Raw genomic sequence first — 25540 nt, forward strand, 5'->3', positions numbered from 1 at the left:
AGAATCGACTGACTTTCAAGCAGCGCGTTGGTAGCAGACAAAACTGAATTTCAAGCCAGACGCTGCAGTGTGTGACTCGCGCGATGTTTCATGCCAAGAAGCACCCAGCTTGGGCGCAAAGGCATCGCCTTCAAAGTCCTGCTCAATTTCTGTGACTATGGCTTCGTCGGCGATGGCTGCAGCTTGGGCATAAATGTCTGCGCCACCCATGACCCACAAGTCTTTGTCAGTGGGGCAATGTGCCAGTGCCAAAGTGATGCCTTCCTCCAAAGAGTGGACCACCAGAGCGCCTTCGGCATGCCAATTTGTTTGACGCGTCAAAACCAAATTGGCCCTGCCAGGTAGGGGTCTGAATTTGGCGGGAATTGATTCCCAGGTTTTTCGGCCCATGAGCACAGGCGAGCCCAGTGTGGTGCGTTTGAAATGGGCCAAGTCTTCAGGCAGGTGCCATGGCATTTGGTTGTTCAAGCCAATGACGCCATTGGCAGCTCTGGCGTAAATGAGCTTGAGCTTCATCAGACGGCTACCGGTGCTTTGATGGCGGCGTGGCACTCATAGTCCAAAACCTCGAAGTCTTCGTATTCGTATTCGAAGATAGACGCGGGTTTGCGCTTGATGTTCAAAGTGGGGTAAGCATAAGGCGTGCGGCTTAGCTGAAGCGCAACTTGTTCTTTGTGATTGCTGTAAATGTGGCAATCGCCACCCGTCCAAATAAAGTCACCCACTTCCAAATCGCACTGCTGCGCCATCATGTGGGTGAGCAAAGCGTAGCTGGCAATGTTGAAGGGCACACCCAAGAAAATATCGGCACTGCGTTGGTAAAGCTGGCAGCTGAGTTTGCCTTTGCCACCCGCCTCTTGAGGGGGCGCCACATAAAACTGAAAGAAGGCATGGCAAGGCATGAGTGCCATTTTGGACAGCTCGGCCACATTCCAGGCGCTCACAATGATGCGGCGTGAATCCGGATTGGTTTTCAGCGTGCGAATGACATCGCTGATTTGATCAATGTGACCGCCGTCTGGGGTGGGCCAGCTGCGCCACTGCACGCCATACACAGGGCCAAGATCGCCGTCTTCACGCGCCCATTCGTCCCAAATGGTGACGCCGCGTTCGCGCAACCAGTTGTTGTTGCTAGAACCCGTGAGGAACCACAACAGCTCTTGGATGATGGAGCGCAAATGCACTTTCTTGGTGGTGACCAGTGGAAAGCCTTCATTCAAATCAAAGCGCATTTGGTGCCCAAACACGCTGGTGGTGCCAGTGCCTGTGCGATCGGCCTTGAAGACACCATGGTCGTTCACGTGGCGCATGAAATCTTCGTATTGCGAGCGTATGGGGCGTGTTGTCATGGGCGTGTGGTCATGGGCTGATCAATGGGTTTGTTCGGGAGCTACAAATGCAATCTGGCTCAAAGGCTAAATTTTAATCACTCGGCCAGGGTTCATGATGTTTTGGGGATCTAGGGCCAATTTGATGGCCTTCATCATGGCCAAGGCCGTAGGATCTTTGTAGTGGGGGAGTTTGTCAGCTTTGAGGCTACCCACCCCATGTTCTGCGCTGATAGAACCGTTAAAAGCTTTGACTTGGTCAAACACCCAAGTGTTGACTTCGTCTTCATGCTCACGCAAAAAAACTGCGCCATCTGCACCTTGCGGTGCTTGCACGTTGTAGTGCAAATTGCCATCGCCCAAATGGCCAAAATTGACCAAACGGATGCCAGGAATTTTGGTTTGCAGCAAGGCATCGGTTTCAGCCACAAATTGTGGAATGAGCGAGACAGGGATGCTGATGTCGTGTTTGATGTTCAAGCCTTCATCGGCTTGAGCCAGAGGAATGGTTTCGCGAATTTGCCAGAGCACTTTGGCTTGCGCCAAACTTTCAGCCACCACCGCATCGCTTACCCAGCCATTCTCCATGGCTGCTTCCATCAAGGCCTCAAAGCCTTCTCGGGCATGCGCCTCTGACTCGTGGTCGGAGTTCTCAAGCAACACGCACCAAGGCGTGTCTTTGAACAAGGGAACCCGAAGGTGCGGGTGGTGTTTGTCAACCAAACCCAGTGCAAATTGGCCCATCACTTCAAAGCCAGTGAGGCCAGCCCCCAACCGCTCGTGCGCCAAGCCTAAAAGAGACACAGCTGCTTCCATGCTGGGCACGGCAGCCCATGCTGTGAGTTGTGCAGCGGGCTGAGGATAAAGCTTCATGCAGGCCGCGGTGATGATGCCCAAGGTGCCTTCACTGCCAATCATGAGATTGCGCAAATCGTAGCCCGTATTGTCTTTTCGCAAACCCGACAATCCGTGCCAAATTTCTCCTTGGGCAGTAACTACTTCTAGGCCCAAGCAAAGCTCACGCGTATTGCCAAATCGAACCACTTGAGTGCCACCCGCGTTGGTGCCCAAATTGCCACCCAAGGTGCAGCTGCCCTCGGCGGCCAAGCTCAGCGGAAACAAATAGCCTGCTTTTTCAACATGGTCTTGAACCGTTTGCAAAATACAACCCGCCTCGGCCACCACGGTGAGATTGGCAGCATCCAAAGAGCGCACTTTGTTCATTCTTTGCAAGCTCAACACCACTTGCTGACCAGATTCATCGGGCACCGACCCAACCACCAAACCGGTGTTGCCACCTTGCGGCACGATGCTCACTGTTTCTTTGGCGCAGGCCTTCACCACATCCGCTACCTCTTGCACGTTGGCAGGCCGCACAACCGCCAAGGCCTTGCCATGAGAGCGTTTTCGCCAGTCTTGTTCCCAAGCGCTGAGATCGGTTTGGGGATCGTCGTGCGTTAGCACGTTGGCATGGCCACAAATGCGGCGCAAGGTTTCTAGCAAAGCACTCATTTTTTCAAATCTCAGGCTGAGGGTTTGGAATCTTCAGTTTGTTCTGTATTGGTATTTTCGCGTGCCATTTGAAAGCGCCACCGCACATGCAAAGCGCAAGCTGCAAACAAGACAACGCAAAGCATGGTTTGAGTCAGGGCCAAACCTGAAGACCATCCTTTGTCGCCCCAAGCTCGCACCACACCTTCTGTGAAATAAAGCCAAATCATGAGGCTCACCCAGCGGTAGGTGTACATCCGATTTTTAAGCAAACCCGCCAGTGGCCAGCACAAGGGCAGCACTTTCAGGGCCCACCATGACCCACCTTCACGCAAAGGCGCTAGCCACAATTCCCAGAGCAAACCCACCAAAATGAGCGCCAGCAGGCTTGCCACCGCAATCCATCGGGTGGTTTCGATGGTCTTTGGGGTCAGAAATGGGGTTTGATGTGTAGAGTTGTTCATGGCGATGGCATCATACCGGTCATGAAGCCAATTGAATCCCTCCAAGCCACTTTGAACGACATTCTGCAGTTCCCGTGGCGTCAAATGCTGCGCATGCTGTGGCAACGTTTTCGGGAAGTGCGATTGGGCATGACAGCCAGTTCTTTGACTTTCACCACTGTTTTGGCCTTGGTGCCCCTGTTTACGCTGGCTTTGGCCATTTTCACGGTTTTTCCCATCTTTGCTCAGGTGCAAGACCAGCTGCAGCGCTGGCTCTTTGAAAGCTTGGTTCCAGAAAGCATTTCCCGTCAGGTTTTGGGGTCTTTGACACAGTTTTCCCGCAAGGCCAGCCGACTGGGATTGGTAGGTTTGATTGCAGTGGTGGTCACTTCTTTGGCCTTGTTGGTCACCATTGACCGCACTTTGGGTCAAATTTGGCGCGTCAATCGGCAACGCCCTTGGGGCCAGCGCGTTCTTCTTTATTGGGCTGGCCTCACATTGGGGCCGTTTCTGTTGGGGGGAAGCCTTGCCATCTCCTCCTATTTGTTCACCGGATACTTGTCTGGCTTGGGTGACTGGTTGCCCGTATCGGTGCGCAATTTGCTGGATGTGGTGGAGTTTTGTATGTTGGTCGCCTGCGTCACAGGCTTGTATTACTACCTGCCCAACACCCGCGTCGATTGGCGGCATGCCCTCACCGGTGGCGTCGTGGTGGCATTGGGCTTGGAGTTGGCCAAGAAATTACTGGCGGTTTATTTGGCACAAATGCCAAGCTACTCAACGATCTACGGCGCCTTTTCTGCTGTGCCCATTTTGTTGGTCTGGATTTATGTGGCCTGGGTGGTCGTGCTTTTGGGTGCTGTGGTCACAGCCAGCCTGCCTGAAATGGGCCGACAGGCCAAACGGCAAGCAGATGGCCCGGGTTGGTCATTTAGATTGGCTTTGGAAGTCTTGCAAAGTTTGTCGCTTGCGCGCTTGAGTTCACCTCAGGGGCTTGGTATCGCGGCCATTGCCAACGAGCTTCACATCGAGCAGCGCCATGCGCAGCCTGTGTTGGAGGCCTTGCAAGAGTTGAATTGGGTGGGGCGCTTGGAACAGGCCAGTACCCTGCAAGAGAGTGCGTGGGTTTTGTTGGTCGACATGGACAGCACGCCGCTTGAGCCTTTGGTTCAAAAACTTTGTCTGCATGCCTCAGATGCTACGACCTTGCTTTGGGAAAAAGCCCAATTGAGCCAGCTCAAGCTGGCCGATGTGATCAAAACTTGATCTTGCCCGTCCACATGTCTTTGTACATCACCCAATCGCCCATGAAGCTGTAAAGCGGGCGTTTGAAGCTGGCAGGTTTGTTTTTCTCAAAAACGAAATGGCCAATCCAAGCGCAGCCATAACCGCACAACAAGCCGTATAAAAAGTATTGTGGCTTCCCAGTGATCGCCAACATGGCCAAGCAAATGAGAGACAAAGTTGAGCCTAAAAAGTGAAGGCGACGGCAAGTGGTGTTGCTGTGCTCTTTCAAATAAAAAGCGTAAAAGGTTTCAAAGCTGGTGAAGCTTTTTGCATCGGGTGCAATGTTCAGTTCTTCGGTGCTGTTCATGTGGGCTCCAGTCAGTCGAACAAGTTCAAAGAGGGCTCGTTTGGAACGGCGCTTTTAAAAAGCCTCTAAACCGAGCCCTGCCGCCCCTCACTGGGGCATCGCTCAGATCATAGTTCGGAAACCGGTCTAAGAAACGACCAATGGCAATCCTGCCTTCCAGTCTAGCCAGACTCAGCCCAGCACATTGATGCACACCAAAGCCAAAGGACAGATGCTTATTGGGGGTTCGTCTTAAATCAAGTTGTTCAGAATTGCTGAATTGAAGAGGATCGCGGTTGGCAGCGCCAATGCACAAGGTGACCAGCGCACCTTCTGGTAAATCGATGCCGCCAATCTGAGTTGCTTTCACGGCGCGTCGATTGCTCAGCTGATTAGAGGCTTCAAATCGCAAAAATTCATCCACGGCCACATTGAGAATGTGCGTGGCTTGTTCGCTTTGCGAATTGGCTTGTGCGCTTTTGAGGTCAGACCTTAATTGCGCATGTTGCGAGGGATGTTCTATCAAACTGATCAATGCATTGCCAATTAAATTGGTGGTGGTTTCATGGCCTGCATTCAAAAGGAAAACGCAGTTTTGCAGCAATTCAACTTCACTCAAACTTTCAGCATTGTGTGAGTTTGATGGCGTGTCTGGGTCCCCCAAAATCAAGCGCGTTAAAACATCTTGTTCTGGATTGCCAGGGTGCTTGCGGCGATCGGCCACCAATTCACGCAAATAGCTCAGAAACTCTTGCACGCTTCGATGGCCCAACGCTTCTTGCTCTGGTGTGAGGCGAGGTTCTAAGGCGCCCAGAATGGCCAAAGACCAAGCCCGAAGTGGGCCGCGGTCGGCATGCGGCACATTGAGCAAATTGCCAATCACTTCAACAGGTATGGCAGACGCAAAGTCTTCAATCAAATCGCCTTTTTGCTGATCTTCCAGTTTGTCTAGAAGCTTGTCGACCAGTTCTATCAAACCTGTTTCCATGGCGTCGATGGCGCGACGCGTGAGGGCTCCCATGATGAGTTTGCGAACACGGGTGTGCCTAGGCGCATCATTGAACACCAGACTGTTGGTGTGATGTTCGTAAAGTGGGGCATCTTGTCCGGGTAAGGCGAAGGGTGCTTGGTTGAATGGTGCGTGGTTGTATTTGGGTGCAAATTCAACACGCTTGTCTGAGCTGAAAGTTGCGGCATCTCTGTAGACCGCAGCCAAATCTTCGTGCCGGGTTAAAAAGTAAGAGCCATCGGGCATGCGTTTGATGGGCTCGTTCTGGCGCAGTGCCGCATAGACGGGATAGGGATTGGCCAAAAAATCTGCGGGCAAATTGCGCAGATCAAAATGGCTGCAAATTTCTTGTACACGCTGCGCTGAGAGCGCAGGTGTGATCAGTGAAGGCGGAATGCGTGAAGACAGAAGGCGAGAAGCACTCATCATTTTTTGCAAAATGCCAGCATGGCGCTCAAGCATTCTTCTGGCGCTTCGACCATGAGCTGATGCCCTGCGTTGACCATGGCCACGTGGCCATCTTGGGCCAATTTGATCAAGCCCTGTGCTGCTTTGGGCTGTGTCATTTGATCTTTTTTGCCTAGCAAAAACAAAGTGGGGCAAGTCACTTTGCGCATTGAAACTTCACCCTGGTCATAGCTGTCGCAAGCTTTGAAACCGATGTTGAAAATATTTTCATGCGGATTGCTGGCCAAGACGCGGCGCATGAGTGCTTTGCTGCCACCCAGTAACCATGTGCCAGGCCCCAAAGCGCTGGGGGGTGGTGCCAAGGTGGAGTGAGAAAACACATTGACCATCTGAATGGCTTTTTGCGGATCGTTCAATGAGCTTTCGAGCAGAGCAGGAGAGACGCGCATGGGGTAGGCGGTGCCCACCATCATCAATTGCGAGACTCGACCAGGATTTTCGGCAGTGGCATGCAGCGCAATGAGTGAGCCAAAGCTGTGGCCGATTAACACGGCTTCGGCAACGCCAGCTGCATCCAACAAGGCCATGATGCTTTGCGCTGCCTCTTGCACTGACGCCGGTGCTTTGCCGCCGCTTCTGCCGTGTCCGGGCAGATCGACAGCCATGACGTTCCAGCCATGGTTTGCAAAGTAACGCGTTTGCAGAATCCAAACACTGTGATCGTTGAGTACGCCATGAATGAACACCGCGGTGGGCTTGGTTGGATCAAAGGTTTTGCCGCCGGTGTAAACATAAAGTGGGGCGCCTTGAACGTCGTAAATCATGCGGCACCTCCATTTTGGGTAGCGGCTTTATCTGCGGCTTTCTCGGCTGCTTTCAAAGCCCGTTTCAAGTCTTCCACCAAATCGTCAGGGTCTTCCAAACCAATCGAGAGGCGCACAGTGCCAGGACCGATGCCAGAGGCCTTCAGGGTTTCGTCGTCGACCCTAAAGTGTGTTGTGCTTGCGGGATGTATGACCAAAGATCGGCAATCGCCCACATTGGCCAAATGACTGAAAACTTGCAGGGCTTCAATGAAGGCCTTGCCTTGCTCGCGCGTGCCTTGAATGTCAAAGCTGAACACAGAGCCTGCACCGCGTGGCAATAATTGTTGTGCCAATGCGTGGCTCGGATGAGTCTCTAGCATGGGGTGGCCCACGCGGCTCACCATGGGATGTGCCGCCAAGAAATTCACCACCTTTTCGGTGTTGCTCACATGGCGTGCCATGCGCAGCGGCAAGGTTTCGATGCCTTGCAAAATGAGCCAAGCCGTGTGGGGGCTCATGCATGCGCCAAAGTCGCGCAGGCCTTCGCGGCGGGCGCGAAGAAGGAAAGCCCCAACGGTGCTTTCTTCCGTGAACACCATGTTGTGAAAACCTTCGTAGGCTTGTGTGAGCTCGGCGAATTTGCCTTGTGTGTTGGGGCCTGACCAGTCAAAGCTGCCACCGTCCACCACCAATCCGCCAATCACGGTGCCATGCCCCGATAAGAATTTGGTGGCAGAGTGAACGATCAAATCTGCGCCATGTTCTAAGGGTTTCATGAGCCACGGCGAGGTGAGGGTGGCATCGACCAACAGCGGCACGCCCGCAGCATGCGCAATTTGACTGACTGCCGGTAAATCGAGCACATCCATGCCCGGGTTGCCGACGGTTTCACCAAAGAACAATTTGGTGTTGGGTTTGACAGCAGCTCGCCACGCATTTAAGTCGCCTGGCTTGACGAATGTGGTTTCTATGCCAAACCGGCTCAGGGTGTAATGCAGTAAATTGTGTGAGCCGCCATAAAGGGCGGAAGAAGCCACAATGTGCGAGCCAGCGCCCATGAGAGTGGTAATGGCCAAGTGCAAGGCGGCTTGGCCACTGGCCGTTGCAATGGCCCCAATACCGCCCTCTAAAGCCGCAATGCGTTGCTCCAAAACTGCATTGGTGGGGTTGCTGATGCGGCTGTAGACGTGGCCTGCTCGCTCTAAATTGAAAAGCGAGGCAGCTTGATCGCTCGATTCAAAGACAAACGAGGTGGTGAGATGGATGGGGACTGCGCGCGCACCTGTGGTGGGGTCGGGGGCTGCGCCTGCATGCAAAGCAAGGGTGTCAAAACCAGGGTCTGAGTAGCCGGGCATAGGTTCTCTCCGAAGAAAAGACTGAAAGTTTCGGGCAAGAGCTTAGGGTAAGCTTTTACTATTCTTTGCCAACATTGTGGGCTATATTAAGTGCTCATTAGGAGAATCTCATGAAAGTCAGTGACATCCTTCGCGTCAAGGGTCATAGCCTGATCACCGTCACCCCCGACGAAAGTCTGGCCACAGCCGTTCAAATCATGTCTGAAAAAGACATCGGTTCTTTGGTGGTCATGGCTCACGGTGATTTGGTGGGCATGCTCACATTCCGAGAAGTGATGCAAAGTTTGGCTCAAAACGGAGGTTCCATCAGCAACTTATCAGTTCGCAAATCGATGGACGATGCCCCCGTCACATGCACCAGTGAAACCGAAATGGACGAGGTCAGGCGCATGATGCTCAATCACCATACGCGCTACATGCCCGTCATGGACAAACGCATGCTCATGGGCGTCATTAGCTTCTATGATGTGGCCAAAGCGGTGGTTGACAGCCAGAATTTTGAAAACAAAATGCTCAAAGCCTATATTCGCGACTGGCCAGATGGCTCTGAGAAAGATCAGAAAGATGCGCCCACCCTCTGAGATAATGGGTGCCTATGATCGGCAATACCTTCGGCACCCTATTTTCGGTCACCAACTTTGGTGAATCCCACGGCCCAGCCATTGGCTGCGTGATTGATGGATGCCCGCCAGGCATGCCCTTGTCAGAGGCAGACATTCAGCCAGACCTTGATCGCCGCCGCCCTGGCACCTCCAAATTTGTCACTCAACGCAACGAGCCCGATACCGTTCAAATTTTGTCGGGCGTCTATCAAGGTCTGACAACAGGTACGCCCATTGCCTTGCTCATTCAAAACACCGACCATCGCAGCAAAGACTACGGCGACATTGTTCAAACCTTTCGCCCAGGCCATGCCGACTTCACTTACTTGCGCAAGTACGGCTTGCGAGATCCTCGCGGCGGTGGTCGTTCGTCTGCGCGTTTAACTGCGCCCATGGTTGCGGCAGGTGCCGTGGCCAAAAAATGGTTGGCAACCCACCTGGGCACAACCTTCAAGGGTTGCATGACGCAAATTGGCGAACTGCCCATTGGCTTTGAGAGCTGGGAACACGTTCATCACAACCCGTTTTTTGCGCCTGTGGCCGACGTCTCGGCGCTTGAGGATTACATGAATGCTCTGCGCAAGTCAGGCGATTCATGTGGCGCTCGATTGCGAGTGGTGGCTCAGGGCATGCCTGTTGGCTTGGGCCAGCCTTTGTTTGACAAATTGGATGCCGACATCGCTTACGCCATGATGGGCATCAACGCGGTCAAAGGTGTCGAAATTGGTGCAGGCTTTGCATGCGTCACTCAAAAGGGCAGTGAGCATGGCGACCCTCTTACGCCCTCAGGCTTTGTGGGGAACAATGCTGGCGGTGTGCTGGGCGGTATCAGCACAGGCCAAGACCTTGAAGTGTCTATTGCCATCAAACCCACCAGCTCCATCCTAATTCCTCGGCCCTCTGTAGATATCCAAGGCAATCCTGTTGAAGTGCTTACCAAAGGCAGGCACGACCCTTGTGTGGGCATTCGTGCCACGCCCATTGCTGAAGCCATGTTGGCATTGGTGGTCATTGACCATGTCATGCTACACAGAGCCCAGTGCGGCGACGTTGTTCAACCTGCCAAGACCTAAGGGCCTTCGATGCCCAATGCTGCAGCGGCCAACCGCCGTCAATTGATTCCCTTTGCGGCTGTTTCTGCCAGCTACTTTGCGCACATCGGATTTTTCAATCCCTATCTGCCGCTCTGGTTGAAAGAATTGGGATTTGGTTTGGTGGCCATCAGTATTTTGACCTCTGTGCAGGCGGCGACACGTTTGTTTGCACCCTATGCTTGGGGTTGGCTCAGCGATCACACAGGCGAGAGGGTAACTTTACTTCGATACGGCGCCACCGCCGCCATGCTGTGTGCATGTATTTTGTTTTTTGATTTAGGCCCCATCGGCTTGGGCTTGGTGCTGTTGGTCATGTTCACGCACACCAGTTCCATGATGCCCATGAGCGAGGCGGCCATGGCCCATTTGGTCAGTCAGGGGGGCGCCTTTGATGCCAAACGTTATGGCCGTGTGCGTTTGTTTGGCTCGATTGGGTTTTTGTTAACGGTGTTTTTGGCGGGTGCCTGGTTTGAGCATTTCGGCATGCACCATTTTCCTGGTTGGACCGTCCTGAGTTTGGCGGCTGTCACGGTCAGTGTTTGGATGTTGCCTAATTTGAAGGAGGCCGTGTCCTTGCAAGAAACCAAGGTGGCTGTTTGGCCAGTACTGCGTCAAAAGCCTGTGAAGTGGTTCTTCATTGCGGCGTTTTTTCATGTGTTGTCGCACATGGGCGTGTATGTTTTCTTCTCCCTGTATTTGGACTCCTTGGGTTACAGCAAAGTTTGGATTGGCATGCTGTGGGCGGTCTCAGTCATTGTTGAAATTGGCTGGTTTTTTACCCAAGCCAAATGGATGCCCAAGCTGTCCTTGACCGCATGGTTGGTGGTTTGTTCAGTCGCCATGGTCTTGCGCATGGGCATGACTGCGCAGTGGGCCGATGTACTTTGGGTCTTGCTGCTGGCGCAAGCCATTCATGCGCTCACATTTGCAGCTCACCACACTGCGTGCATTGCCTTGTTGTCACACCATTTTCCGGGTCGCTTGAGAGGTCGAGGTCAAGCGCTTTACACCGTGGTTGCTTATGGCTTTCCTGGCGTACTGGGTGGCTTGGCGGGGGGCTTGTTAAGTGATCGATTTGGTTTGCAAAGTGTCTTCTGGCTTTCCTTGATTGCAGCCCTGGTTGCCACTGCGGCAGCCTACCGGGTTTGGCGTTTAAGGTCTCCTCAGAGTTTGTCATGAACCTGCTTCAACAACCTATTCAACAACCCATTCAAATAGCGCCCGAAGTCTTGAGATGTTTGCCGCCTCAAGTGGCAGCCTCTTTGTTGTCTGGCTGTCGACTGCAGTTGCCAGGGCCCATGGTTTGGCATGAGTGGGGCCGTGAGTGTTTAGACCAAGGCGCTTCCACACTGGTGTTGCTGCATGGGGGCAGTGGCAGTTGGATGCATTGGATTCGCAATATTGCACCGCTGGTGGCAGATGGCTTTCATGTGTTGGCTGTCGACTTGCCAGGCTTTGGCGACTCGGCTTTGCCCGAGCAGGGTATCGATGTGGATGCTCTCATTGAGCCTTTGCATGCAGCTTGGCAAGCGACCGTACAAGGGGCTTTTCAATTGCCGCGATCATCTAAACAGGTGAGCTTCATTGGCTTCTCCTTTGGCGGCATGGCTGCCGCACTGTGGTTAGCGGCTTACCCTCAGGATGCAACAAACTTGGTCTTGGTGGGATCTCCTGGCCTAGGCATTCAATCGCCCCACAGAGTGCCCTTGAAGGGTTGGCGGCACTTGGCAACAGAAGATTTGCAAGATCAAGCGCACAGGCACAACCTTTTAACCTTGATGCTGCACGATGAGCGCAAGCTCGATGATTTGGCCATGTCAGTACACCGATTGAATGTGGCGCGCGACCGAATGCCTCGCAGGCGCTTATCGAGCACGCCCATTGTGGCCAACGCCCTGCCTCGCATTGAATGCCCTGTGCATGTCATTTATGGTGAGTGGGATGCCCTCTACCAAGCTTGCATGTCAGAGGTGGAGAAACTTTTCAAAAACACCACGCCTCGCTTGGCTTCTTGGCAGTTGGTTGAGGGCGCAGGGCATTGGGTGCAGTTTGAAGCAGCAGAGGCTTTTCAGCTTGCCTTGAAAAAAACCTTGTAGTTGTCTTGGTTCAGGCCTTGGTTTGAACTGCAGAAATTGCAGCCCTTAAACCCAACAAGTAACTGTCGACGCCAAAACCTGCAAATTGGCCTTTGGCAATTTCTGCAATGACCGATTGGTGCCGAAAAGCTTCTCGTGCATGGATATTGGACATGTGGACTTCGATGATGGGGCACTTCAAAATGGCCAAGGCATCGCGAATGCCGTAGTTGTAGTGCGTCCATGCACCCGCATTGATCATCACGGCGTCAATGCCATCGGTATGTGCTTTGTGAATTTTTTCAACCATGTCTCCTTCGAAGTTGGTTTGAAAGCATTCCACATCGGCCCCTAATTCTTGTCCGAGTTGTTTCACTTGTGCGTCAATTTCAGCCAAGGTGATGGTGCCATATTGGGCAGGATCACGTTTGCCAAACATGTTCAAGTTGATGCCGTTCAAACACAAAATTTTCATGATCATCCTCAAAGGTGGGGCTTGGAAAGATCCCTAGTGGAATCATGGAATCTGGGCCCATTAAGCCGATTTTCCAATATTTGAGGCAATATCACGCCTTTATTCCAAAAACTTTTGCCATGTCTGCTACTTTAAAAATCGATTTTGTCTCTGACATTGCCTGCCCATGGTGTGCGGTGGGCTTAGGCGCACTAGAGCAGGCCTTGAGCAGGCTCGAGGGTGAGGTGACCGCAGATTTGCATTTTCAGCCCTTTGAATTGAATCCCAACATGGGCCCCGGCGGCCAGGATTTAAGTGAACACCTGACTGCAAAATACGGTTCAACCCCCGAGCAGCAAGCCCAGATTCGCGCCAACATTTCAGCGCGAGGCGAAGAGGTGGGCTTCAAATTCAACCCGGCTGGCCGCGGTCGTGTTTACAACACCTTCAATGCACACCGCTTGCTCCATTGGGCTGGCGTCAAAGGGCCAGCGGGAAGTCAGCACGCTTTGAAGAAAGCCTTGCTCGAGGCGTATCAGGGCCGTGCAGAGCGTGTTGAATCAGATGAGGTTTTGTTGAATGTGGTGGCTTCGGTCGGATTGGATGTGACGGAAGCAAAAGGTATTTTGGCCTCTGACACCTATGGCCAAGAAGTGCGCGAGGTCGAGCAGTTTTACCAACAAGCAGGCATTCATTCTGTGCCTGCCGTCATCATCAATGACAAGCATCTGATTTCGGGCGGTCAACCTGCAGAAGTGTTTGAGCAGGCCCTCCGAAAAATCGCTGCTGGTGAAGTTTGAAACATGCCTGCACTGACTGTTTACTACGATGGCAGCTGCCCGCTGTGCCGGCGTGAGATTGCCTTTTACCAAGGCAATCCAGATGCGGCTCAACTGGCTTGGCACGACGTCAGTGTGAACTTTCAGGCCAACGACGATTCAAGCCTTGGAGATGGCCTCAGTTGCCAAAGAGCCATGGCCTTTTTTCATGTGCGCGATGCGCAAGGCAACTTGTTTGAAGGCGGTGCGGCATTTGCCCGACTTTGGTTAGAGTTGCGTGGTTGGCGCTTGGCCGGTCGGGTGTTTTCGGTGTGGCCGTTCAGTTGGGCCATCAATGTGGGCTACAAAATGTTTTTGCCCATCAGGCCCACTGTGCAAAAGTATTTGCTCAAATGGGATGCACGTCATTCATGAGCCAATACCAAGCCTTGGTTCTGGGTGCAAGTGGCGCTATTGGCAACGCCTTTGTTTCGCACTTCCAACAAGACCCTGATTGCGCCTTGGTGGTGGGCTTGTCCCGCCAAAGCGAGTTGCATTTTGAATTGGAAAACGAAGCCAGCATGGCCCATTGCGCTGCGCAATTGCAAAGTCCAACGGGGCCTTATGGTGTTTGCCAGTTCAAGTGGATCATCGATGCAACAGGCGCATTGACCATTGATGCCCAAGGGCCCGAAAAGCGAATCGAAGCATTGAATGCCCAGCAACTTTTGAGGCAGTTTGAGGTCAATGCGGTAGGTCCGGCTTTGCTGATGAAGCATTTTTTCCCATTGCTCCTTAGCCAAGAGCCATCATGCTTTGCTACTTTGTCAGCACGCGTTGGCAGCATTGAAGACAATCACAAGGGTGGTTGGTATGGCTACCGTGCAGCCAAGGCCGCTAGAAACATGTTGCTGCAAACTGCAGCCATTGAAGTGTCTCGGAAAAAGCCACTCTGTGTTTTTGCAGCCTTGCAACCTGGCACAGTTCAGTCCAAACTGTCTTCCAATTTTGTGGCAGCCCCAGATGCCATGGCGCCAGAAGAGTCAGTGTCCAAGTTAATGGCTGTTTTGTCAGGCCTAAAGCCCAACGGTCGTGCACAATTTGTCGACCACGCTGGGCAAGTGATTCCATGGTGATAAATTGAATAGGAGGGGAGAAATATGAGCGAAGATCCAAGATGTTGTGGCACCGGTACTTGCATCATTGACCCTGAGGGTCGTTGTTGGTGCGGTCAGCAATGGGACGGCGAGAAAATGGCCATGCCCAAACTAGAACTTTCGGCAGATGATGCACAAAAGCCGCCGCCTAAGCAAAATCAATCTTCTGCACCATCCCAATGATTCAGGCACTTAAAACCGGCTTTTTCAAACTCTTGTTGATTGGCCTCACATTCACGGGCGGCTTTCAAGCTACTGCCAGTGAACTGTCTGATTTGCTCAAAAATCCAGACCATGTGTTACTCATGAGACATGCTAATGCCCCTGGCGTTGGTGACCCTGCTGGCTACAAACTTCAAGACTGCAAGACGCAGAGAAATCTAGATGCCAGAGGCCGCGAGCAAGCGCAAAAAACAGGTCAATGGTTGAGAAGCCAAGGTGTTGGCAATGCACTTGTGTTTAGCAGTGCTTGGTGTCGTTGCAAAGAAACAGCTGAAAACTTAGCCTTTGGCACGCCAGTGCCAGAAGCTTCTTTGAATTCATTTTTTGACAATATGCGTCAAGGCCCGCAAAGCAATTTGAATTTGCAAAAATTCATTGCCACTCAGCTTAAAACCAAAGGTGACAAGGCTTTGGTTTTGGTCACACACCAAGTCAACATTACCGAGTTCACGGGTGAAACCGTAGGATCTGGCGACATGGTTTTGGCCAAAGTGAATGCAGCTGGAAAAATGCTGTCATTCAAGGTCTATCCTAGCCCCAATTGATGTTCAGGGGCATTCAGCCAAGCACCTCTTATCGGTTCAAGGCCTTTTCAATTTTGTGTCTCGGCACGGTACTTTTTGGAATTTTGAAAGCAGGGCTTTTGCCACCCGCATGCTCAATCAGGGCGTCCTGAAACCACGAGCGCACATCCTCTTCAAGGCCAATGCCGTGCATGAAGTTGTAGATGGCTTTTTTCAAACCCAATCCTAAGAGATCGTGATCGACACCTGTGGGATCTGTGAAAGCAATGTCGTTTTTGCCAAAGCTCACGGGCGGTAAAGGAATGAGTTTGATGCCATATTCTTCGGGGTTCAAGCCCACTGGCGAGTGAACCGTGCAGGCAAATCTGTGGAAGAAGCCACTTTGAATGCACCCGTTTTCAAATAGCTGGCGCACGTATTCAAGTGCGTCAACGGTGTCTTGTACGGTTTGTGTGGGGAAGCCATACATGAGGTAGGCATGCACCAAGATGCCCGCTTCAGAAAAGCCTTTGGTCACTTGCGCCACTTGCTCTACCGACACCCCTTTTTTCATCAGCTTGAGCAGGCGGTCGGAGGCCACTTCAAGGCCGCCCGACATGGCAATGCAGCCACTTTCGGCCAGCAGCTCTGCCAATTCTGGCGTGAAGGTTTTTTCAAAGCGAATATTGCCCCACCATGAGATGTGCACATTCCTGCGAATGAGCTCTTCCGCCAATGCCTTGAGAGCCTTAGGCGGTGCGGCTTCATCCACAAAGTGAAAACCAGTTTGGCCCGTCTCTTTCACAATCTGTTCAATGCGATCGACCAGCAAAGAAGCAGAAGCAGTCTCGTAACGCGAGATGTAATCGAGGCTCACATCGCAGAAGCTGCATTTTTTCCAGTAACAGCCGTGCGCAACGGTGAGTTTGTTCCAGCGGCCATCGCTCCACAATCGGTGCATGGGGTTGAGCATGTCCAGCAAAGACAGGTAGTCCTGCAAAGGCAGGCCGTCCCATGTGGCAGTTCCCACTTCTTCAAATGGCACATCGGGTTCGGACCAATTGATGAGTTGAACGCGCTGCGAATTGCTCGGCGCATTGCCACTTTGAATTGAATCGGCCGATTTGCGAATGAAAGTTCTGACCAAACGAGAAGCAGATCTTTTGCCTTCTAAGTGCTCGAGCAAGGCAAGTAGCGGCCGCTCGCCTGAGTCGAGTGTGACGAAATCAACATAATCAAAAACACGAGGTTCGGTCAGTTCACGCAGTTCGGTGTTGACAAAGCCGCCGCCCAGCGCAATCTGAATGTGCGGATGATGCAATTTGATGTACTGCGCAATTCTGAATGCTGCATAGACGGCGCCAGGGAAGGGGACAGAAAGCAAAACCAAGGTGGGTTGGTGCTTTTCGATGGCTTCGAGCGTTAGAACTTTGAGCTTTTCATCCATCAAGGTGTGTGGTGCAGCGAGTGCTTGCGCCAAGGGCTCAAAGGTGGCTTGGCTACCCGCCAAGGATTCTCCGTATCGCACAAATTCAAACCGTGAGTCGACTGCATCGCGAAGCACATCGGCCAAATCGTTCAAATACAAAGTGGCTAAATGGCGCGCCCGATCTTGCTGACCCAAAGCGCCAAAGGCCCATGAAAGTGGGTCACCCGACTCGCTGTCGTCGTAGGCGTCTAAAGCAGCGAAGCGTGGGCCTTCAGGCAGAAATCCGCGACCTGCAATGCGGTGACTCAGAGTGCTGTCCTTGCCTTGCAAAAAAGCAATGGTGGGTTCGATGGTGTGCTCGTATCGCGGGAAAAAATCGAGAAAGAAGTTAACGCTGGCACTGCGTTCCACTTCAGGCCATTGAAGTGCACGAGCCTGGATCTCTTTCAAACCCTGGGCTGTGAACAAACTCAACACCAGTTTGAGCGCCAAATCTTCTTGAACTGCAGAGACCCCACGTGAGCGCAAAAAGCCCGTCAGGTAGGCCGTGGACGGGTAGGGTGTGTTGAGTTGCGTCATTGGCGGAATGACGCTTAAGACTCTCAAAGGTAATAATTTGGAGCTGGGGTTCATGCACCCCTGACTTTACAGCCACTTTTGCATGAATTGCGCTTGTCCTGCCGCAGGATCGAGTTCGTATTGGGCAAATCCAAAGCGTTTGTAGCTGGCCATGGCCTGAGCGTTGCCGCTCAGCACCTCGAGTGTGAGCTTGCAGCAGCCGCGAGACTGCGCGTAGTCTTCTGCAGCCTTCAGGAGAGCTTGACCCACGCCTTGGCCACGATGGCCCGCTAGCACGGCAATGTCATGCACATTGAGCAAGGGCTTGGCCTTGAAGGTGGAGTAGCCTTCAAAACAGTTGATCAGCCCCACCGGTTTGCCTTCAAGCCAAGCAATGAAGCTGGCGGCGCCAGCAATGCGGGCCATGTCGCTGCACAAGCGGGCTGAATTCTCTGGGTTCAGTGCCTCACCACCGCCCATGGGGTCTTGGGCGTAGGCATCTAGCAAAAAAACCAGCGCTTGTGCATCTTGCGTGTTCAAATAATCAACGCGCTTGATTTGCAACGCGCTCATGAAGCGTAATCACTCAGAGGCACGCAACTGCAGAACAAATTGCGATCGCCATAGACGTTGTCAACGCGGCCTACTTGGGGCCAGTACTTCACGCTGCTCAAGGGACGACCCGCTTGCGCAGCACCCACTTCACGTGAATAAGGGCGATCCCAATCTGCTGCCATCAAACTGGCTGCGGTATGCGGCGCATGCTTCAAAGGATTGTTGTCTTGCGGCCAAACACCGTTTTCAATTTGACGCACCTCTTCGCGAATGGCAATCATGGCATCGATGAATCGGTCAAGCTCTGCCAATGTCTCGCTTTCGGTAGGCTCCACCATGAGCGTGTTGACCACGGGGAAGGACAAAGTAGGCGCATGGAAACCATAATCCATGAGACGTTTGGCCACGTCTTCGGCCATCACCCCACTGCTGTCTTTGAGGCCACGCAAATCCAAAATGCATTCGTGAGCCACATGACCGGCTTTGCCATCTGCGCCCACGCTGGCATACAGCGTGGGATAGTGATCGGCCAAGCGATGGCTGATGTAATTGGCCGCCAGAATGGCTGCCTCGGTAGCGTGTTTCAAACCCTCGGCGCCCATCATGCGGCAATACATCCAGCTGATAGGCAATACGGCGGCATTGCCCAAGGGCGCTGCTGATACAGCACCCACGCCGTTCACTTTCAAACCGCCGGTGGCATGTCCTGGCAAGTAAGGCACCAAATCTTCCACCACGCAAACAGGGCCAACACCTGGGCCGCCACCGCCGTGCGGAATGCAGAAGGTTTTGTGCAAATTGAGGTGACTCACATCGCCGCCAAATTCACCGGGCGCAGCCACGCCCACCAAAGCATTCATGTTGGCACCGTCGACATACACACGACCGCCATGTTGGTGCACCAGTTCGCACAATGCTTTCACTTGTGTTTCAAACACACCATGCGTGCTGGGGTAGGTAATCATGACTGCTGCCAAATTGGCGCTGTGTTGTTCACACTTGGCTTTCAGATCGGCCATGTCCACATTGCCTTGCGCATCGCAAGCCGTGACCACCACTTGCATGCCCACCATTTGCGCACTGGCAGGATTGGTGCCGTGTGCGCTAGAAGGAATGAGACAAATGTTGCGATGGCCTTGGCCCTTGGCTTCATGGAATGCTTTGATGACCAAGAGGCCTGCGTACTCGCCCTGCGAACCTGCGTTGGGTTGCAAACTAATGCCTGCATAGCCTGTAGCTTGGCACAACCACTCGCGCAGTTGTTCATCGAGCATGGCGTAGCCCTTGAGCTGGTCTGCGGGTGCAAAGGGGTGCATGTTGGCAAACTCAGGCCAGGTGATGGGAATCATCTCACTGGTGGCGTTGAGTTTCATGGTGCATGAGCCCAGTGGAATCATGCTTCTGTCGAGTGCCAAATCTTTGTCGCTCAGTTGGCGAATGTAGCGCAGCATGCCCGTTTCGGAGTGGTAGCGATTGAAGACGGGATGTGCCAGAAAGTTGCTGGTACGACGCAAGCCTGAAGGAATGAGGGAGTCGCGGCCTTTTTCAAAAGGCGTCCAATCTGGCAGGGCTTGGCTGCTTTGGGCAAAGCAAGACCAGAGGGCTTCGATATCTTCGCGCAGAGTGGTTTCATCGAGAGAGACGCCAATGCTGTTAGCACTTAACTTGCGCAAGTTCAAGCCTTTGTGCAATGCATTTTGCATGATGGCATCGGTGCGATCGCCGGTGATCACTTGCAAAGTATCAAAGGCAGATTTGTGAGCCAGTTTGCAACCGAGTTGTTCCAAGCCTTCGGCCAAGATGGCGGTGAAGCTGGCCACGCGTTGTGCAATGCGCTTCAAACCCACAGGGCCGTGATAGACCGCATACATGCTGGCCACGACGGCTGGCAACACTTGTGCGGTGCAAATGTTGGAGGTTGCTTTTTCGCGGCGAATGTGTTGCTCGCGGGTTTGCAAGGCCAAGCGATAAGCGGGGTTGCCATGTGCATCCACGCTGACGCCTACCAAACGACCAGGCATGGAGCGCTTGTATTCGTCGCGGCAAGCAAGGTAGGCGGCGTGCGGGCCACCAGCACCCATGGGCATGCCAAAACGCTGGGTGGTACCCACCACAATGTCGGCATCGTATTCGCCAGGTGGCGTAAGCAGCGTCAATGCCAGCAAATCGGCGGCCACAATGAACGCGGCTTGAACGGCATGGGCTTGCGCGATGACATCTTTCAAATCGTGCGTCATGCCGGAGGTAGATGGGTACTGCGCTACCACCGCAAAGTAGTCGTTTTGCTTCATGAGTTCGGGGGCAAAACCGACCAATACATTCAAGCCCAAAGGCGCGGCCCGCGTTTGAATGACTTCAATGGTTTGCGGATGGCAATCGCCCGCCACAATGATGTTGTTGCTTTTTGATTTGACAGAGCGCTTGGCCAAGGTCATGGCTTCGGCCGCAGCAGTGGCCTCGTCCAACATGGAAGCGTTGGCAATGGGCATGGCCGTCAAATCGCAAATCATGGTTTGGAAATTAACCAAGGCTTCCATTCGGCCTTGGCTGATTTCAGCTTGGTAAGGCGTGTAGGCGGTATACCAAGCGGGGTTTTCCAAAATGTTGCGCAAAATCACACCCGGTGTGTGATTGCCATAGTAGCCCTGACCAATGAAACTTTTGAGAATTTTGTTTTGCTGCGCCATGGCCTTGAGTTCTGCCAACGCCCCTGCCTCAGTGACGGCTGCGGGCAACTTCATGGCCTGACTGCGTGCAATAGAAGCGGGCACGATGCTCTCAATCAGAGCACGCCTTGAAGCCAGACCTATGACCGACAGCATGTGCTGCTCATCTGTTTCACTGATGCCAATGTGGCGTGCAATGAACTCGCTTTCGTTTTCGAGTTGGCTCAAGGGGGTAGCGGAGGACATCAACATGGAGTGGCCTTTAAGATGCAGAAAAAGCTGTGTAAGCGGTCTCATCCAACAATGCATTCACTTGGGAAGCATCAGACAGTTTCACTTTAAAAAACCAACCGGCACCCATGGGATCGGTGTTGGCCAGTGAAGGATCATCCCGCAGGGCTTCATTGACTTCCGTAATTTCGCCACTGATGGGCATGTAAACATCGGCAGCGGCCTTCACAGACTCCACCACGCCCGCCACCGCCTTTTGTTCAAAACTGCTGCCCACGGCAGGCAGTTCGACAAACACCACATCCCCCAACGCGTCCTGCGCATGGTGTGTGATGCCCACAGTGGCCACATCGCCCTCAACCAAAATCCATTCATGCTCTTCGGTGTACTTCAAACTCATTTTTATCTCCTAATTAATTGGGGTCAGATCAGAATTGTTTTGCTTGCTTTAGCCGCGGTAATAGCGATTGGGCACAAAAGGCATAGCGCTGACGGTCATGGGCACGGCTTTGCCTCGAACCATGGCGTGGATCACGGTGCCTAGCGCAGCGCTGGCAACATCCACGTAGCCCATGGCAACGGGAATGTTGGTACTGGGCCCGAGCAAGCCACTGGTCACCTCGCCAATTTTGACGCCTTGTGTGTTTTGCAATTCAACATGTTCACGCACAGGCACGCGCTCTTGCGCAATGAGACCAACGCGTTTGCGCATGAGGGCATGGGTACCATCCATTTGACCCAACACAATGTGTGCGCCAGGAAACCCACCTGCACGCAAGCCACCTGTGCGGCGAACTTTTTGAATGGCCCAGTTCAAGCCAGCTTCTATGGGTGTGGTGGTGGTATCAATGTCGTTGCCATACAAACACAAGCCAGCTTCTAAGCGCAAGGAATTGCGTGCACCCAAACCAATCGGTTTGACTTCTGATTGCGCCAACAAGGCGCGGGCAAATGCATCAACATGCTGGTTGCCCACAGAAATTTCAAAGCCATCTTCACCGGTGTAGCCAGAGCGCGTGATAAACAAATCGGTGCCTTGCCATTCATAAGAAGCACCTGTCATGAATACCAATTTTTCAACCCCTGGCACCATGCGAGCCAAAGCATCAACAGCTTTAGGCCCTTGCAATGCCAAGAGGGCAAGCTCTGGCATGGGTATCACTTGGCAACGCAAACCAATGCGCGCTTGAATGTGCGCTATGTCATTGACTTTGCATGCGCCATTCACAATCACAAAAATATCGGTACCGCGGTTGATAAACATCAAATCGTCGATGATGGTGCCTTCATCTGTTAACAGCAAACCATAGCGCTGCTTGCCCACAGGCAAATCAATCACGTCAACGGGCATCAAGGATTCAAATGCTGCAGCGGCATCGGGGCCGACCAAGCGCAACTGGCCCATGTGTGACACATCAAACAAACCAGCTTCAGCGCGGGTATGGTGATGCTCTGCCATCAAACCCATGGGGTATTGCACGGGCATGCTGTAACCTGCAAAGGGCACCATGCGAGCGCCAAGCTCAATGTGCAAAGCGTTGAGGGGTGTGTTAAGCAAAACGGTATCAGCAGACAATTGAAATCTCCAAGGGCAATATAAACACCATGACCGAAATCATGGCTTGCCCTCGCTGTCCGCTTTACCTGAGCGATTCGCCGGTTGAGACTTTCAAACAGAAAGACCCAGTGCGGGTTGCGCCTTCGGTGGAGGGTTCGACCGGATGGTCCGCCCTCTCTCTCCAGTGAGGAAGCGCCAAAAACAAATGCTGATGGCGTTTGTCAGTCCTGGGTACCTGAGCGTTCAGAAACTTTGACATTTCCTGCGCCTTCGGTGGCGGGCTAATTGAAGTCCGCGCTCTCCTGACGAGTCAAATTATAAACAGGTCTTGAAGACCCCAAAGCACTATTTACATGCCTGAATAGTTAGGACCACCGCCGCCCTCTGGTGTGACCCAGACAATGTTTTGGGTGGGGTCTTTGATGTCGCATGTTTTGCAATGGACGCAGTTTTGCGCATTGATTTGCAGACGATCACTTTGGTCTTCATTTTTGACATATTCGTAAACACCGGCAGGGCAGTAACGTGCCTCTGGTCCTGCGAATTTGGCCAAGTTGATGCCCACGGGAACGCTGGCATCCTTCAAGGTGAGGTGAGCCGGTTGGTTCTCTTCGTGGTTGGTGTTGCTGATGAACACACTCGACAAACGATCGAAAGTGAGCTTGCCATCGGGCTTGGGATATTGAATGGGTTGGCACTCAGCTGCAGGCTTGAGGTAAGTGTGGTCTGCCGCTGCACGGCGCAGGGTCCATGGCACATGGCCACGCAACACGAATTGCTCGACACCCGTCATGAGGGTACCCACGGTGCGGCCTTTTTTAAACCACTGCTTGAAGTTGCGTGCCTTGTTGAGCTCGGTGTGCAACCAGCTGTTTTCAAAAGCTTCTGGATAAGCGCTGAGCTCATCATGCGAACGGCCAGTTTGCAATGCGTCAAAAGCGGCTTCAGCAGCCAACATGCCCGTTTTGATGGCGGCATGGCTCCCTTTAATGCGGCTGGCATTGAGGTAGCCGGCCTCACAACCGACCAGTGCGCCACCTGGGAACACGGTTTTAGGGAGCGACAACAAGCCGCCTGCCGTAATGGCGCGTGCACCATAAGAAATGCGTTTGCCTGGCGCAATGCCCTTGGCCTCATCGCCTTCAAAGTACCAGCGAATGTTGGGGTGTGTTTTGAAGCGTTGGAATTCTTCAAAGGGGCTGAGGTAGGGGTTGGTGTAGTCCAAGCCCACCACAAAACCCACGACCACTTTGTTGTCTTCCATGTGGTACAGAAAAGAGCCGCCGTAGGTGTTCTCGTCCAATGGCCAGCCCGCACTGTGCAAAGCCAACCCTGCTTTGTGACGTGCAGGGTCAATTTCCCAAAGTTCTTTGATGCCGATGCCGTAGCTTTGCGGATCTTTGCCTTGGTCTAGTTTGAATTTGGCAATGACTTGTTTGCCCAAATGGCCGCGTGCGCCTTCTGCAAAAACGGTGTACTTGGCGTGCAGTTCCATGCCCAGCTGGAAGCTGTCAGTGGGTTCGCCATCTTTGCCAATGCCCATGTTGCCTGTGGCCACGCCTTTGACAGAGCCGTTGTCGTTGTACAAAACTTCTGCAGCTGTAAAGCCTGGAAAAATTTCAACACCCAAGGCTTCGGCTTGCTCACCCAACCATCGAGTGAAGTTGCCTAAGCTGATGATGTAATTGCCATCGTTGTGAAAGCAGGGGGGGAGTGCGAAATTGGGTACGCGTGTTGCGCCGTTTTCGGTGGTCATCAAGAAGATGTCATCCGTAACCGGTTGATTCAGTGGCGCGCCCATTTCTTTCCAATTTGGAAAGAGTTCAGTGAGGGCGATGGGATCCATGATGGCGCCCGACAAGATGTGTGCGCCGGGCTCGGACCCTTTTTCCAACACCACCACGGAAACGTCGGTGCCTTTTTCTTGGGCCAGTTGTTTCAGGCGAATGGCCGTAGACAAGCCTGCAGGACCGCCGCCCACAACGACGACGTCGTATTCCATCGATTCGCGAGGGCCGTGGGTGCTCAAAATTTCTTCGGGTGTCATGGGTGACTCATCTCAAGTTGAAATTCAGGGTGCCAAATGTTGGACTGTTGGAGCATTTTAAGCTCGGAACAGGCAGAATCCGTCATGGTGCAGCCAATGAAGGCCCTCAGCAAATTTGTCGCTGATTGCCAAAAAATCAAAGTCAGAACCCATGAAGATTGAAATACCTGAAATCAAGAAAAAAGTTCACGAACTGATCATCCCCATTCGCTGGGGCGACATGGATGCCATGGGGCACGTGAACAACACTGTTTATTTCAGGTACCTCGAAACGGTGCGCATTGATTATTTTCAATCGATTGGCTGCGAGCCCAACCCTAAGGGTCAGGGGCCCGTGATCGTGAATGCCTTTTGTAATTTTTACAAACAGCTTGAGTACCCAGGCGATGTGTTGGCCAAAATGTATGTCAGCGACCCTGGGCGCACCACCTTTGAGAGTTGGTGCACCTTGGAATTGGTTACTCAGCCTGGGGTGATTTACGCCGCGGGAGGCGCCACAACCATATGGGTAGATTTCCCAATGCAAAAGGCGGTGTCCTTGCCGGACAATATCAGAGCCTTGGTCTCGCCCTAAGGCCTATCAAATTACTTTTGCTTTGGCACTCTGCCCATGAGATAAAACTCTGGATTGGGCATCATGTTGCTGAAACTGGCCATGCGGTTGGAGAGGCCAAAAAACGCCGTGATGGCTGCAATGTCCCAGATGTCTTCGTCGTTCAAACCATGCGCATGCAAAGGTGCAAAGTCGCCATCTTCAATTTGGTCGCTGCGCAAACAAACTTTCATGGCGAAATCGAGCATGGCGCGCTGGCGCGGTGAAATATCGGCTTTGCGGTAATTGATGGCCACTTGGTCTGCCACCAAGGGCTTTTTCTCATAAATTCGCAAGATGGCCCCGTGAGCCACAACACAATACAAGCAATTGTTGGCTGCACTGGTGGTGGTTACGATCATTTCGCGGTCGGCTTTGGTCAGATTGCTGGTGCGACCGACCGATTCGGGCAGCATGAGGGCGTCATGGTAGGCAAAAAAGGAGCGCCACTCGGCTGGGCGCCTGGCTAAAGCCAAAAAAACTTGGGGTACGAAACCCGCTTTCTCTTGAACTTCCAGAATCTTGGCCCGAATGTCTTCTGGCACGTCTTTGATCTCTGGCGCAGGGTAGCGCGTTGCTTTGGTGCTGGAGGTTTCGGGATTGTTCATGGGAGTCCTTGTGAGTTC

At 52.9% G+C, this 25540-nt stretch carries 27 protein-coding genes and 2 riboswitches; of the genes, 11 read left to right on the forward strand and 16 right to left on the reverse strand.

Features of this window, described 5'->3' with window-relative positions:
* Positions 1 to 15 precede the first annotated feature (15 nt).
* The 4 genes from B9Z32_RS08150 to B9Z32_RS08165 all read right to left on the reverse strand — a co-directional run bounded on the left by B9Z32_RS08150 (position 16) and on the right by B9Z32_RS08165 (position 3283).
* Complete coding sequence (locus B9Z32_RS08150; protein ID WP_108420733.1) at positions 16 to 516, reverse strand: dihydrofolate reductase; 501 nt, start codon at positions 514 to 516, stop codon at positions 16 to 18.
* Positions 516 to 1349, reverse strand: coding sequence for a thymidylate synthase (locus B9Z32_RS08155; RefSeq protein ID WP_108420734.1), 834 nt, complete (start codon positions 1347 to 1349; stop codon positions 516 to 518). Before B9Z32_RS08155 ends, B9Z32_RS08150 begins: the two co-directional genes overlap by 1 nt.
* A gap of 66 nt (positions 1350 to 1415) precedes the next feature.
* Positions 1416 to 2840 (reverse strand): FAD-binding oxidoreductase, encoded by a 1425-nt coding sequence (locus tag B9Z32_RS08160; RefSeq protein ID WP_108420735.1) that lies wholly within the window; start codon positions 2838 to 2840, stop codon positions 1416 to 1418.
* Between the two features lie 11 nt (positions 2841 to 2851).
* Entirely contained in the window at positions 2852 to 3283 is a 432-nt protein-coding gene (locus B9Z32_RS08165; protein ID WP_108420736.1) for a DUF2069 domain-containing protein, read from the reverse strand.
* Positions 3284 to 3304: 21 nt separating this feature from the next.
* On the opposite strand from B9Z32_RS08165, the gene B9Z32_RS08170 reads away from it, so the two are divergent.
* Positions 3305 to 4528 (forward strand): YihY family inner membrane protein, encoded by a 1224-nt coding sequence (locus B9Z32_RS08170; RefSeq protein ID WP_108421088.1) that lies wholly within the window; start codon positions 3305 to 3307, stop codon positions 4526 to 4528.
* On the opposite strand, the gene B9Z32_RS08175 is transcribed toward B9Z32_RS08170, so the two are convergent.
* From B9Z32_RS08175 to B9Z32_RS08190, 4 genes are read right to left on the reverse strand one after another with little or no spacing between them, the layout of a single operon-like run.
* Positions 4518 to 4856 (reverse strand): DUF962 domain-containing protein, encoded by a 339-nt coding sequence (locus tag B9Z32_RS08175; RefSeq protein WP_108420737.1) that lies wholly within the window; start codon positions 4854 to 4856, stop codon positions 4518 to 4520. The genes B9Z32_RS08170 and B9Z32_RS08175 overlap by 11 nt on opposite strands.
* A gap of 25 nt (positions 4857 to 4881) precedes the next feature.
* Positions 4882 to 6270 carry a cytochrome P450 gene (locus tag B9Z32_RS08180; RefSeq protein ID WP_108421089.1) on the reverse strand — a complete coding sequence of 463 codons (1389 nt, stop codon included), beginning with the start codon at positions 6268 to 6270 and terminating at the stop codon, positions 4882 to 4884.
* A complete protein-coding gene (locus tag B9Z32_RS08185; RefSeq protein ID WP_108420738.1) occupies positions 6270 to 7076 on the reverse strand; it encodes an alpha/beta fold hydrolase in 807 nt (268 codons plus the stop codon). The genes B9Z32_RS08180 and B9Z32_RS08185 overlap by 1 nt, the downstream gene beginning before the upstream one ends.
* The gene (locus B9Z32_RS08190) at positions 7073 to 8413 is read right to left on the reverse strand and encodes an O-acetylhomoserine aminocarboxypropyltransferase (protein ID WP_108420739.1); all 1341 of its coding nucleotides are present in this window, start codon (positions 8411 to 8413) and stop codon (positions 7073 to 7075) included. The genes B9Z32_RS08185 and B9Z32_RS08190 overlap by 4 nt, the downstream gene beginning before the upstream one ends.
* A gap of 110 nt (positions 8414 to 8523) precedes the next feature.
* Between B9Z32_RS08190 and B9Z32_RS08195 the strand changes: the two genes are divergently transcribed.
* Genes B9Z32_RS08195 through B9Z32_RS08210 form a run of 4 tightly spaced genes read left to right on the forward strand, consistent with a single transcriptional unit; the run spans position 8524 to position 12205 of the window.
* Positions 8524 to 8994: a CBS domain-containing protein gene (locus tag B9Z32_RS08195; RefSeq protein WP_108420740.1), complete on the forward strand. Its 471-nt coding sequence runs from the start codon at positions 8524 to 8526 to the stop codon at positions 8992 to 8994.
* A 14-nt stretch (positions 8995 to 9008) separates the two neighbouring features.
* Positions 9009 to 10088, forward strand: a complete 1080-nt coding sequence (gene aroC / locus B9Z32_RS08200) for a chorismate synthase (RefSeq protein WP_108420741.1) — start codon at positions 9009 to 9011, stop codon at positions 10086 to 10088.
* A gap of 9 nt (positions 10089 to 10097) precedes the next feature.
* A complete protein-coding gene (locus B9Z32_RS08205; protein ID WP_108420742.1) occupies positions 10098 to 11288 on the forward strand; it encodes an MFS transporter in 1191 nt (396 codons plus the stop codon).
* Entirely contained in the window at positions 11285 to 12205 is a 921-nt protein-coding gene (locus B9Z32_RS08210) for an alpha/beta fold hydrolase (protein ID WP_233248138.1), read from the forward strand. The genes B9Z32_RS08205 and B9Z32_RS08210 overlap by 4 nt, the downstream gene beginning before the upstream one ends.
* A 10-nt stretch (positions 12206 to 12215) precedes the next feature.
* Here B9Z32_RS08210 and aroQ read toward each other — a convergent pair whose 3' ends face one another.
* Entirely contained in the window at positions 12216 to 12659 is a 444-nt protein-coding gene (gene aroQ / locus B9Z32_RS08215; RefSeq protein ID WP_108421091.1) for a type II 3-dehydroquinate dehydratase, read from the reverse strand.
* Positions 12660 to 12778: 119 nt separating this feature from the next.
* On the opposite strand from aroQ, the gene B9Z32_RS08220 reads away from it, so the two are divergent.
* Genes B9Z32_RS08220 through B9Z32_RS08240 form a run of 5 tightly spaced genes read left to right on the forward strand, consistent with a single transcriptional unit; the run spans position 12779 to position 15320 of the window.
* Entirely contained in the window at positions 12779 to 13438 is a 660-nt protein-coding gene (locus B9Z32_RS08220) for a DsbA family oxidoreductase (protein WP_108421092.1), read from the forward strand.
* A gap of 3 nt (positions 13439 to 13441) precedes the next feature.
* Positions 13442 to 13831: a thiol-disulfide oxidoreductase DCC family protein gene (locus B9Z32_RS08225; protein ID WP_108420743.1), complete on the forward strand. Its 390-nt coding sequence runs from the start codon at positions 13442 to 13444 to the stop codon at positions 13829 to 13831.
* Positions 13828 to 14532 carry an SDR family NAD(P)-dependent oxidoreductase gene (locus B9Z32_RS08230; protein ID WP_108420744.1) on the forward strand — a complete coding sequence of 235 codons (705 nt, stop codon included), beginning with the start codon at positions 13828 to 13830 and terminating at the stop codon, positions 14530 to 14532. The genes B9Z32_RS08225 and B9Z32_RS08230 overlap by 4 nt, the downstream gene beginning before the upstream one ends.
* A gap of 24 nt (positions 14533 to 14556) precedes the next feature.
* Entirely contained in the window at positions 14557 to 14736 is a 180-nt protein-coding gene (locus tag B9Z32_RS08235) for a hypothetical protein (protein ID WP_108420745.1), read from the forward strand.
* Complete coding sequence (locus B9Z32_RS08240) at positions 14733 to 15320, forward strand: histidine phosphatase family protein (protein ID WP_108420746.1); 588 nt, start codon at positions 14733 to 14735, stop codon at positions 15318 to 15320. Before B9Z32_RS08235 ends, B9Z32_RS08240 begins: the two co-directional genes overlap by 4 nt.
* A gap of 28 nt (positions 15321 to 15348) precedes the next feature.
* Here B9Z32_RS08240 and B9Z32_RS08245 read toward each other — a convergent pair whose 3' ends face one another.
* The 6 genes from B9Z32_RS08245 to B9Z32_RS08270 form a co-directional block, all read right to left on the reverse strand.
* Entirely contained in the window at positions 15349 to 17286 is a 1938-nt protein-coding gene (locus B9Z32_RS08245; RefSeq protein ID WP_199219959.1) for a radical SAM protein, read from the reverse strand.
* A gap of 66 nt (positions 17287 to 17352) precedes the next feature.
* A complete protein-coding gene (locus tag B9Z32_RS08250; protein WP_108420748.1) occupies positions 17353 to 17838 on the reverse strand; it encodes a GNAT family N-acetyltransferase in 486 nt (161 codons plus the stop codon).
* Positions 17835 to 20738 carry an aminomethyl-transferring glycine dehydrogenase gene (gene gcvP / locus B9Z32_RS08255; protein WP_108420749.1) on the reverse strand — a complete coding sequence of 968 codons (2904 nt, stop codon included), beginning with the start codon at positions 20736 to 20738 and terminating at the stop codon, positions 17835 to 17837. The genes B9Z32_RS08250 and gcvP overlap by 4 nt, the downstream gene beginning before the upstream one ends.
* A 10-nt stretch (positions 20739 to 20748) precedes the next feature.
* Entirely contained in the window at positions 20749 to 21117 is a 369-nt protein-coding gene (gcvH, locus tag B9Z32_RS08260; RefSeq protein ID WP_108420750.1) for a glycine cleavage system protein GcvH, read from the reverse strand.
* A gap of 48 nt (positions 21118 to 21165) precedes the next feature.
* On the reverse strand, positions 21166 to 22293 hold the full coding sequence (gcvT, locus tag B9Z32_RS08265; protein ID WP_108420751.1) for a glycine cleavage system aminomethyltransferase GcvT: 1128 nt from the start codon (positions 22291 to 22293) through the stop codon (positions 21166 to 21168).
* A gap of 45 nt (positions 22294 to 22338) precedes the next feature.
* Positions 22339 to 22470, reverse strand: a riboswitch (glycine riboswitch).
* A gap of 17 nt (positions 22471 to 22487) precedes the next feature.
* A riboswitch (glycine riboswitch) is annotated at positions 22488 to 22590 on the reverse strand.
* 34 nt (positions 22591 to 22624) lie between these two features.
* Complete coding sequence (locus B9Z32_RS08270) at positions 22625 to 24322, reverse strand: electron transfer flavoprotein-ubiquinone oxidoreductase (protein ID WP_108420752.1); 1698 nt, start codon at positions 24320 to 24322, stop codon at positions 22625 to 22627.
* Between the two features lie 151 nt (positions 24323 to 24473).
* Here B9Z32_RS08270 and B9Z32_RS08275 point away from each other — a divergent pair, with 151 nt between their 5' ends.
* A complete protein-coding gene (locus B9Z32_RS08275) occupies positions 24474 to 24896 on the forward strand; it encodes a thioesterase family protein (RefSeq protein ID WP_108420753.1) in 423 nt (140 codons plus the stop codon).
* Positions 24897 to 24907: 11 nt separating this feature from the next.
* Here B9Z32_RS08275 and B9Z32_RS08280 read toward each other — a convergent pair whose 3' ends face one another.
* Complete coding sequence (locus tag B9Z32_RS08280) at positions 24908 to 25522, reverse strand: peroxidase-related enzyme (RefSeq protein WP_108420754.1); 615 nt, start codon at positions 25520 to 25522, stop codon at positions 24908 to 24910.
* Between the last annotated feature and the right edge of the window lie 18 nt (positions 25523 to 25540).

The organism is Limnohabitans sp. MMS-10A-178 (assembly GCF_003063375.1).
GTDB lineage: Bacteria > Pseudomonadota > Gammaproteobacteria > Burkholderiales > Burkholderiaceae_C > Limnohabitans_A.

What these genes read in the sequence shown, in the direction of transcription:
- B9Z32_RS08180 (WP_108421089.1), bottom strand. Translation starts at nt 6,270, where the DNA reads ATGAGTGCTTCTCGCCTTCTGTCTTCACGCATTCCGCCTTCACTGATC.
- B9Z32_RS08195 (WP_108420740.1), top strand. Translation starts at nt 8,524, where the DNA reads ATGAAAGTCAGTGACATCCTTCGCGTCAAGGGTCATAGCCTGATCACC.
- B9Z32_RS08150 (WP_108420733.1), bottom strand. Translation starts at nt 516, where the DNA reads ATGAAGCTCAAGCTCATTTACGCCAGAGCTGCCAATGGCGTCATTGGC.
- B9Z32_RS08230 (WP_108420744.1), top strand. Translation starts at nt 13,828, where the DNA reads ATGAGCCAATACCAAGCCTTGGTTCTGGGTGCAAGTGGCGCTATTGGC.
- B9Z32_RS08225 (WP_108420743.1), top strand. Translation starts at nt 13,442, where the DNA reads ATGCCTGCACTGACTGTTTACTACGATGGCAGCTGCCCGCTGTGCCGG.
- aroC (WP_108420741.1), top strand. Translation starts at nt 9,009, where the DNA reads ATGATCGGCAATACCTTCGGCACCCTATTTTCGGTCACCAACTTTGGT.
- B9Z32_RS08210 (WP_233248138.1), top strand. Translation starts at nt 11,285, where the DNA reads ATGAACCTGCTTCAACAACCTATTCAACAACCCATTCAAATAGCGCCC.
- B9Z32_RS08185 (WP_108420738.1), bottom strand. Translation starts at nt 7,076, where the DNA reads ATGATTTACGACGTTCAAGGCGCCCCACTTTATGTTTACACCGGCGGC.
- B9Z32_RS08155 (WP_108420734.1), bottom strand. Translation starts at nt 1,349, where the DNA reads ATGACAACACGCCCCATACGCTCGCAATACGAAGATTTCATGCGCCAC.
- B9Z32_RS08275 (WP_108420753.1), top strand. Translation starts at nt 24,474, where the DNA reads ATGAAGATTGAAATACCTGAAATCAAGAAAAAAGTTCACGAACTGATC.
- B9Z32_RS08280 (WP_108420754.1), bottom strand. Translation starts at nt 25,522, where the DNA reads ATGAACAATCCCGAAACCTCCAGCACCAAAGCAACGCGCTACCCTGCG.
- B9Z32_RS08270 (WP_108420752.1), bottom strand. Translation starts at nt 24,322, where the DNA reads ATGACACCCGAAGAAATTTTGAGCACCCACGGCCCTCGCGAATCGATG.
- B9Z32_RS08175 (WP_108420737.1), bottom strand. Translation starts at nt 4,856, where the DNA reads ATGAACAGCACCGAAGAACTGAACATTGCACCCGATGCAAAAAGCTTC.
- B9Z32_RS08240 (WP_108420746.1), top strand. Translation starts at nt 14,733, where the DNA reads ATGATTCAGGCACTTAAAACCGGCTTTTTCAAACTCTTGTTGATTGGC.
- B9Z32_RS08250 (WP_108420748.1), bottom strand. Translation starts at nt 17,838, where the DNA reads ATGAGCGCGTTGCAAATCAAGCGCGTTGATTATTTGAACACGCAAGAT.
- B9Z32_RS08245 (WP_199219959.1), bottom strand. Translation starts at nt 17,286, where the DNA reads ATGACGCAACTCAACACACCCTACCCGTCCACGGCCTACCTGACGGGC.
- B9Z32_RS08235 (WP_108420745.1), top strand. Translation starts at nt 14,557, where the DNA reads ATGAGCGAAGATCCAAGATGTTGTGGCACCGGTACTTGCATCATTGAC.
- gcvP (WP_108420749.1), bottom strand. Translation starts at nt 20,738, where the DNA reads ATGTTGATGTCCTCCGCTACCCCCTTGAGCCAACTCGAAAACGAAAGC.
- B9Z32_RS08220 (WP_108421092.1), top strand. Translation starts at nt 12,779, where the DNA reads ATGTCTGCTACTTTAAAAATCGATTTTGTCTCTGACATTGCCTGCCCA.
- B9Z32_RS08170 (WP_108421088.1), top strand. Translation starts at nt 3,305, where the DNA reads ATGAAGCCAATTGAATCCCTCCAAGCCACTTTGAACGACATTCTGCAG.
- aroQ (WP_108421091.1), bottom strand. Translation starts at nt 12,659, where the DNA reads ATGAAAATTTTGTGTTTGAACGGCATCAACTTGAACATGTTTGGCAAA.
- B9Z32_RS08205 (WP_108420742.1), top strand. Translation starts at nt 10,098, where the DNA reads ATGCCCAATGCTGCAGCGGCCAACCGCCGTCAATTGATTCCCTTTGCG.
- B9Z32_RS08190 (WP_108420739.1), bottom strand. Translation starts at nt 8,413, where the DNA reads ATGCCCGGCTACTCAGACCCTGGTTTTGACACCCTTGCTTTGCATGCA.
- B9Z32_RS08160 (WP_108420735.1), bottom strand. Translation starts at nt 2,840, where the DNA reads ATGAGTGCTTTGCTAGAAACCTTGCGCCGCATTTGTGGCCATGCCAAC.
- gcvH (WP_108420750.1), bottom strand. Translation starts at nt 21,117, where the DNA reads ATGAGTTTGAAGTACACCGAAGAGCATGAATGGATTTTGGTTGAGGGC.
- B9Z32_RS08165 (WP_108420736.1), bottom strand. Translation starts at nt 3,283, where the DNA reads ATGAACAACTCTACACATCAAACCCCATTTCTGACCCCAAAGACCATC.